This window comes from Actinoplanes sp. TFC3 (assembly GCF_001553785.1).
In the GTDB taxonomy this organism is placed as follows: Bacteria; Actinomycetota; Actinomycetes; order Mycobacteriales; family Micromonosporaceae; genus Actinoplanes.
The window spans coordinates 4,837,284-4,843,789 of the sequence record NZ_LOJP01000001.1 but is presented as its reverse complement, the minus strand read 5'-3'; the positions used below and the strand labels follow the sequence as shown (position 1 = coordinate 4,843,789).

Annotated in this window: 6 protein-coding genes and 1 pseudogene; 2 read left to right on the top strand and 5 right to left on the bottom strand. The window is 72.7% G+C overall.

What is annotated here, in order from left to right:
- The 5 genes and pseudogenes from TFC3_RS38180 to TFC3_RS21890 all read right to left on the bottom strand — a co-directional run.
- Positions 1-636: pseudogene (locus TFC3_RS38180) on the bottom strand (cytochrome P450); the annotation flags it as partial.
- Positions 633-1,370 carry a glycosyltransferase family 2 protein gene (locus TFC3_RS21905; protein ID WP_067503061.1) on the bottom strand — a complete coding sequence of 246 codons (738 nt, stop codon included), beginning with the start codon at positions 1,368-1,370 and terminating at the stop codon, positions 633-635. The gene TFC3_RS21905 and the pseudogene TFC3_RS38180, both read right to left, overlap by 4 nt.
- Complete coding sequence (locus tag TFC3_RS21900) at positions 1,367-2,779, bottom strand: class I adenylate-forming enzyme family protein (RefSeq protein ID WP_067503058.1); 1,413 nt, start codon at positions 2,777-2,779, stop codon at positions 1,367-1,369. Before TFC3_RS21900 ends, TFC3_RS21905 begins: the two co-directional genes overlap by 4 nt.
- The gene (locus tag TFC3_RS21895) at positions 2,776-3,507 is read right to left on the bottom strand and encodes a glycosyltransferase family A protein (RefSeq protein ID WP_067503055.1); all 732 of its coding nucleotides are present in this window, start codon (positions 3,505-3,507) and stop codon (positions 2,776-2,778) included. The genes TFC3_RS21900 and TFC3_RS21895 overlap by 4 nt, the downstream gene beginning before the upstream one ends.
- Positions 3,504-4,517 (bottom strand): 3-oxoacyl-ACP synthase III family protein, encoded by a 1,014-nt coding sequence (locus tag TFC3_RS21890; RefSeq protein WP_067503053.1) that lies wholly within the window; start codon positions 4,515-4,517, stop codon positions 3,504-3,506. Before TFC3_RS21890 ends, TFC3_RS21895 begins: the two co-directional genes overlap by 4 nt.
- 126 nt (positions 4,518-4,643) lie before the next feature.
- Here TFC3_RS21890 and TFC3_RS21885 point away from each other — a divergent pair, with 126 nt between their 5' ends.
- Both TFC3_RS21885 and TFC3_RS21880 read left to right on the top strand, forming a co-directional pair.
- Positions 4,644-6,218 carry a Na+/H+ antiporter gene (locus tag TFC3_RS21885; protein ID WP_067503051.1) on the top strand — a complete coding sequence of 525 codons (1,575 nt, stop codon included), beginning with the start codon at positions 4,644-4,646 and terminating at the stop codon, positions 6,216-6,218.
- Positions 6,215-6,481, top strand: coding sequence for a UBP-type zinc finger domain-containing protein (locus TFC3_RS21880; protein ID WP_067503048.1), 267 nt, complete (start codon positions 6,215-6,217; stop codon positions 6,479-6,481). Before TFC3_RS21885 ends, TFC3_RS21880 begins: the two co-directional genes overlap by 4 nt.
- Positions 6,482-6,506 lie beyond the last annotated feature (25 nt).

Below are 6,506 nucleotides of genomic sequence, written 5' to 3'. Positions count from 1 at the left end.
GGGGAGAGCGGCGATCGTCGTGGTTATGGCTGCTACCGCGAGCATGGTGGCCAGGCCGTCGCCATCACCGTCGCGCGACAGCAAGGCCGACAGGCGGGCTGCGGCATCGGTGGCGCGGCGGGGGGTTCGGGTGCTGTGCCAGCCGGGGAGGTGGGCGCGGGCGGCGGTGGCTGCGGCTGTGGTGGCGTGGGTGGCCAGGGTCAGGGGGTCGGCCGGCACGTTGAGCAGGGCGGCGGCGGTGGCGCCGGCGGCTTCGGCGACCAGGGGGACCAGGTCCACCTCCTCATCCTCGGCCAGGGGTTGCAGACGGCGGCTGAAGATGCCGGTCCAGATCGGGCGGAGGCGAGCCACGTCGATCCTGCTCGCAGCGTCGCGGCGGGTCTGGCGGTGGGCGGTGCCTTGCTGGTCGAACAGCAGGCTGCCGCCGGTCAGCCGGCCCGCGGCGCCGCCGGTGGTGCCGGGGGCGGTGCGGTCCAGGGGAACGGTGGTGAGCGCGGCTACGTAGGCGTCGCGGTCGTGCACCAGCAGGGTCCTGCCGAGCCGGAGTACGGGGCGGTGCCGGGTGGCCGCGAGCAGCGCGAACAGCACGGGATGGCTGGCCAGGTAGACGCGGCGGTCGCGGGTGCGGCCTCTCATCGGATGTGCACCTCCTCGGACGACGGGGGGACATATCGGCGGTTCCAGCTCCACAGCAGCGTCCGGAGGGGGCCCCAGGCGCGCAGGCGGCGCAGGCTGGCCTGCACGACGAACTCCTCAGCGCGGATGATCCGCTCGGTGTGCTGGCGGGCCCGGTTGAGCAGGGTGACGTCCTCGGAACCGTCGCGCAGGTCCTCGCGGGCGGTGCCGCCGCAGCGCAGGTACAGCTCGGCGGTGATGGCGAGGTTGTGGCCGTGGATCAGCACGAACGGGGCCCGGGCGGAGGGACTGCGGTGCAAGAGCCGGCCGGCGCGGGCGAGCAGCCGCATTGTCAGGGGATAGCCGGCGCGCTGGAACCAGGAGGGGTGCTCGTCGGCGCGCGGGAGGCTGCGGCCGCAGACCAGATCAGCGGAGTCGAGCAGCTTGCGGCCGGTGGCGACCCAGCTGGGATCGGGCAGGCAATCGGCATCGGTACGAAGAAGCTTGCCCGCCCCGCCCCGGATCGCATGCCGGAAACCCGTGTCAGCCGCCGTGCCCGCGCCGGGCAACGGCTCACCGATCACCTCGACGTCGCCGGGGAAACCAGCGGCGATGCGCGCCGTGCCATCGGTGGAGGCGTTGTCCACGACGACCAGGGTGAAGTCCGCGTCGGACTGGGCGGCGAGCGCGGTGAGCGTACCGGCGAGGAGTTTTTCTTCGTTGTAAGCCGGCACCACGACGGCCAGGTCTCTCATGATGCCGCCGCCAACCGGGTGGCCGCCGCGCGATCGGGCTTGCGCGAACGCCCGGCCAGCGGCACGTCCGCGACCACGACGGCGTCCGGGCGGGCCGACCCCATCCGGCTCAGCGGCTCGCGCAACGCCGCCCGGACCTGCTCCGGCGACGTGCCGGCGGACGGCTGCACGACCGCGACCACGCGCTCGTCGCCGTCGTCCGCGGGCACGCCGACCAGCACCGCCAGCTCGACGCCGGGCACGTGCAGGGACGGCTCGTACAGGCCGGGGTAGATGTTCTCGGCGCCGCGCAGGATCATGTCCTTGGCCCGGCCGCCGAGCACGAGCCGGGAGCCCGCCAACCGTCCGATGTCACCGGTCTCGATCCACTCATGGGGTTGCTCGCCGAGGTAGCGATCCGCGGCGTTGGGGCCGGCCAGCAGCACCTGACCGGCGTCGTCGATCCGGGCCCGCACCCCGGGCAGCAGGTCACCGGCCAGGTCGCCGCCGCCGGTGTGCGCGTTCTTGGCGGTGGCTTCGACAACGGCGGCGGGGAACACCTCGGTGAGCGCGTACACCCCGAACGCCTGGTCGGCGCCGGCCCGGCGGACCCGGTTGAGCAGCGTGGCGCTGACCGGGGCGGATCCGCTGTAGACCCGGCCGGTGAAGCGGGTGCCGGCGGCCAGCTCGGCGCGTAGCTGCGGCGGGGTCAGATAGGTGGCCTGCGGCCGCAGCTTGCTCAGCGACCGGGTGGACAGGGCGACCGGGGCGCCGCCGGCCAGCGAAGGCACGAGCACGAAGAACGTGCCGCCCAGCACGGGCCGGCCGGGCCGCGGTGCGACCAGGTCGTGCACGGTGCGCATGCCGGCTTCCAGGCTGGCGCGGGTGTGCACCACCGCGCGGGGACGGCTGGTGGTGCCGGAGGTGAACACGATCACCGCGTCGCCGTCGCCGTCGTAGCCCGCCGGACGCGGGCCTGGGAGCGGCGCGAGCACGGGGGCGGTGCCGGGCAGGCGGCGGCCGATGGTGGCCACCGGGGCGAGCGCGCTCAGCTCGGGCAGGGCGAGCCGGGCGCGGCGGGCCAGGGGAGCGGCCCATCCGGCGACGGCTTGTGCGGCGGCGTCGGCGAGCACCAGCCGGGGCTCGGCGAGGCGCAGGCGGGCCAGCAGCACGTCCGGGCCGGCGGTCGGGTCCAGCACGGCGATGCGCAGGCCCAAGTGGTACGCCGCCAGCAGCACGGCCAGCGACCGCGCCCCCGGCCGGATGGCCAGCCCGACGGTGTCCCCAGCGGTCAGGCCCTCGGCGTGCAGCGCGGCCGCGTAACCGCTCAGCAGCCGTTCGATGTCGCCGCGCGTGGCGACCCCGCGGCGGCCGATGATCGCCGCTTGATCGTCGTCGGGCTGCAGCGCCGCGATCAGGGAGCCGATCATCGGGGGTCCACCGTGAGTGAGCCACTGCCGCGGTCGAGGTACCACTTGGCCGTGCCGGCGATGCCGTACGCGCTGAGCCGCCGGGTCGAATTCTCCACCACCATGTGCCGGCTGTGCCGGATCGCCCGGGTGGTGCGGCGCACCCGGTTGAGGAAGGTCCGATCGGTGGGCGAGGGCCGCCGGGGCATGCCCCCGCAGGCCAGGTAGAGCTCGGCGGTGATCGCCATGTTGTTGCCCGCGTGCATGCGGTAGGGCGCCAGGAACTGCCCGGAGCGGTGGGCCGGGCGCAGCCGGCCGAACCCGGCGGCGAGCGCCACCAGCACCCGGAACAACGCCCGCCCGGCGATCCCGTGCTCGTCGCGGCGCGCGGTGATCCGCCCGCACATCAGCCCGGCGCCGCCGGTCAGCCCGGATCGAGCCGCGGCGAGCCAGCCCGGCCGGGGCAGGCAGTCTGCGTCCGTACGAGCCAGCAAGGTCGCACCCCGCGCGATCGCGTAGCGAAAGCCCGAGTCCACGGCGCACCCCACGCCCTTCTCCGGCTCGCTCAGCACGTGCACCGGAAACGCCGCGGTGAAGGCGCGGGCGATCGCGGCGGTGTCGTCGGACGAGCCGTTGTCCACCACGAGCAGCTCGAACGCCCGGTCGGTCTGAACCGCCAGCGCCGCCAGGGTCTGCCCGATGCGGGCGGCTTCGTTGTAGGCGGGCACGATCACCCACAGCTCGGTCATGACGGCACCTCCCACACCATCGTCATCAGCGAGACGCCGCCGCCGAGCCCGACCATCAGCACCCGGTCGCCGGGGTTGAGCCGTGGCTGGACGCGGTCGAGCTGCACGCCGATCGTGGCGCTGGCGATGTTGCCCAGCTCGGGCACGGTGATCACCAGCTTGTCCTCGGGCACCCCGGCGATCTCGGTGAAGCGCCGCAGGTACGGCATGGTCACCTGGTGGACCAGCACGGCCGCGTAGTCGTCCCATCCGAACCCGGTCCGGTACGCCACCCGCTCCAGCAACCCCGGCCCGATCTTCTCGAACACCCCGCGCAGCCGGGTCCCGTCGCCGGTGAAATAGGTGTGCTCGTCACCGCGCGGATGCCGGGAACCGCCGCCGAAGATGCCCCCGACCGCCCAGTGCTCGGAGTGGGTCTCGCTGTCCACGTCGAGGATGCCGCCGCTGGGGACCGGCTCGAGCAGCACCGCCGCGCCCGCGTCGCCGAACGTGTAGCCGGCCAGCGCGCTGCGGGCCTGCACCATGCCGTCCAAGCGCGGCCGCATCGCCCGGGTCGGGGTTTCGCCGGTGACCACGAGCGCCCGCCCGGCGCGCCCGGCCAGGATCATCGCCCGGGCCAGGTCGATGCCGTTGAGGAAGCTGTTGCAGGCATTCGTGACGTCCAGCGCGTGGGCCCGGCTGCCCAGCTCGGCCTGCACCACGTGGGCGGTGGCCGGTTCGATCATGTCCCGGGTGGCCGAGGCGAACACCAGCAGATCGAGGTCGAGCGGGTCGAGCCCGGCCGCGGCGAGCGCCCGGCGGGCCGCGGTGACGGCCAGATCGGAGGCGTACTCCTCGGGGCCGGCGATGCGGCGCCGTTCGATGCCGGTGGCGCGGGTCATCATCGCCGGGGGCAGCGGGAGCCCGCTCGCGGCGGCCACCCGCTGCTGCAGCTCGGCGGTGGTCACCTCCTGCGCGGGCAGCGAACTGGCCACCGCGGTGATGCCCACCCGCTCAACGATCAAGGTCATGGGCGCAAGCTTCTCCCGTAAGACCCCCCTGGTGCCTGAGTAGAACGGCCTATTTCCGCTGGCGTTGACGGCTTACGTGGTTGCCGCCATACGGCTGAGGCGGTGCATCCCCCTAAGCTCTGCGGCATGGAAAGCATTGTCGAGACGGTCGTGGTGGTGGCGATCTCCGTGCTCGGCGCGGCCCTCGCCCGCCGGCTCGGCTTCATCGCCCCCCTCGTGCTGCTGGTGGCCGGTCTCGGACTGTCGTACGTGCCCGGCGTTCCCGCGGTGCACCTCGAGCCGGAGCTCGTGCTGATCGGCATCCTGCCCCCGCTGCTGTACGTGGCCGCGCTGCAGACCAACCTGGTCGCTTTCCGCGCCGCGATCCGGCCGATCCTGCTGCTCGCCGTCGGCCTGGTGATGCTCACCGCGTTCGTCATCGGTTTCGTCCTGCACGCCCTGCTGCCCGACGTGCCGCTGGCCGCCTGCGTGGCGCTCGGCGCGGTGGTGGCCCCGCCCGATGCGGTGTCGGCCACCGCGATCGCCCGGCGCATCGGGCTGCCCCGGCGGATCGTGGTCATCCTGGAGGGCGAGAGCCTGCTCAACGATGCGACAGCGCTGGTCACCGTGCGCATCGCGGTCAGCGCGCTGCTCGGCTCGGCGGTCGGGTTCTGGGAGATCACCGGCGAGGTGGCGCTCAAGGCCGGGGCCGGTGTGCTGCTCGGCCTGATCGCCGCGGTGGGCGCCGCGTGGCTGCACAAGAAGATCACCGACCCGCTGCTGGACGACGCGGTGTCGCTGCTCACCCCGTTCGTGGTGGTGATCATCGCGGAGGAGTTGAAGTCGTCGAGCGTGGTCGCGGTGGTGGTGGCCGGGCTCTACCTGGGCCACCGCATTCCGTACCTGTTGTCGGCGGAGTCGCGGCTGCAGATGGAAGCGGTCTGGCGGCTGGTCAACTTCCTGCTCGAAGGTGTCGTGTTCCTGCTGGTCGGACTGCAGTTGCGCGAGCTGATCGAGAACATCGAGGTGGGCTGGGCCACGACCGTACGGGTGACGCTCGTGGTGTTCCTGGTGCTGGTGGCCGTACGGTTCCTGTGGATGTATCCCGCCACCTACCTGGCCCGGCTGATGCCCCGGATCCGCGCCCGCGAGGACCGGCCCCCGATCACCCATCCCACGGTGATCGCCTGGGCCGGCATGCGTGGTGTCGTCACCCTGGCCGCAGCGCTCACCTTGCCGCCCAACGACACGTTCCGAGGCAACGACTACCCGCGCGAGCTGTTCGTCTTCGTGGCGTTCGCAATCATCGTGCTGAGCCTGCTGATCCAGGGCACCTCGCTGCCGATGGTGGCCCGGCGCCTCGGCGTGACCGAGGACACCAGCACCGAGGATGCGCTCGCCGAGGCCAACGTCCAGCACGCCGCCAGCCGGGCCGCGCGGGAACGGCTGGAGAAGCATGCCGACGGTGCGCCGCTGTCGGTGGTCGAGCGGCTGCGGGCGCTGACCGACAGCCGGTCCAACAACGCCTGGGAGCGGCTCGGCAACCAGGAGCAGGAGACCCCGTCGGCGGCATACGGCAGGCTGAGGCGGGAAATGATTACCGCGGAACGGCACATCTTCAAGATCGCTCGCAATGAGGGCCGGATCTCCGAAGAAGTGCTCACCCGCGCCCAGCGTGAACTCGACTTGGAAGAATCCCAGCTGACCCGGAGCGACGATTGACCTGCCAGCACCTCAAGGAAGCCACCGAACCAACCCCGCAGGCGCCGTACCAGGGCGGTTGCCCCGAGTGCGTGCCGATGGGCTTCGACGACTGGGTGCACCTGCGGATGTGCCTCGACTGCGGCTATGTGGGCTGCTGCGATTCCTCACCGCGGCGCCACATGTCCGCGCACTTCGAGCAGACCGGGCACCCGGTGATGCGTTCGTACGAGCCGGATGAGAAGTGGAAGTGGTGCTACGTGGACGAGCTGCTGGGGACCTGACGTGCGCACCTGCGGCCTGGACGCC